1 protein-coding gene and 1 pseudogene are annotated in these 784 nt (G+C 52.9%); both read right to left on the reverse strand.

Going from position 1 to position 784, the window contains the following annotated elements; genetic code table 11:
• Positions 1–646, reverse strand: a 646-nt coding sequence (locus tag AC5RWX_RS33910; protein ID WP_494100522.1) for an ABC transporter ATP-binding protein, incomplete at its 3' end; no start/stop codon positions are given.
• Positions 647–784 (reverse strand): annotated as a pseudogene (locus AC5RWX_RS33915) (ABC transporter permease); the annotation flags it as partial.

Below are 784 nucleotides of genomic sequence, written 5' to 3' on the forward strand. Positions count from 1 at the left end.
CGCAGATCCGGGAAACAAGGTCCAAGTCGTGGCTTACAACCACCAGAGTTTTGCCAGCTGCGGAAAGTTCCTTAATTTTATCGAGGCACTTTCGTTGGAAGGGCTCATCGCCCACCGCCAGGATCTCATCGACCAGGAAGACTTCAGGGTCAGTGTGAACCGCAACCGAGAACGCCAGGCGAAGGTACATTCCGGAGGAATAAAACCTCACCTCGGTATCGATAAATTCGCCAATTTCGGCAAACTCGACAATTGAGTCGAACTGCTCGCTGATCTGAGCTTCAGTCATTCCCAAGATGGCGCCGTTCAGGAATACATTGTCCCGACCTGACAAGTCGTGATGGAAACCGGCACCGACTTCGATCAGACCGGCTACCTTGCCCCGAGTGCGGACCGAACCACTGTCAGGCAGCATGACTCCAGATATGTGCTTTAGCAGAGTGGACTTGCCGGAGCCGTTCAGTCCGAGCAGTGCAACGGTTTCTCCCTGCTGCACCTCTAGGTCGACGTCATGAAGTGCATGAAACTTCTTCGATATGTCTCCCTTTCGCCCCTTCAGCAGCCAAACTACCGCTTCTTTCATGGAACGGGTGTGCCGCAGCACAAACTGCTTGTTGACTTTTTCAACGTGAATCGCAACTGACACTTAGAGCTCCTGCGCAAAACGGCCTTCAAGCCTTCGAAATGTCAGCTGACCGACAACAAGGACTAAGAACGACAAAACTAGACCCACCGGTATCCACAAGGACATCAAATTCGGTGGCACAGCGGCTGTGCCGTCAGT

Source organism: Arthrobacter sp. SPT-J7, from assembly GCF_059089965.1.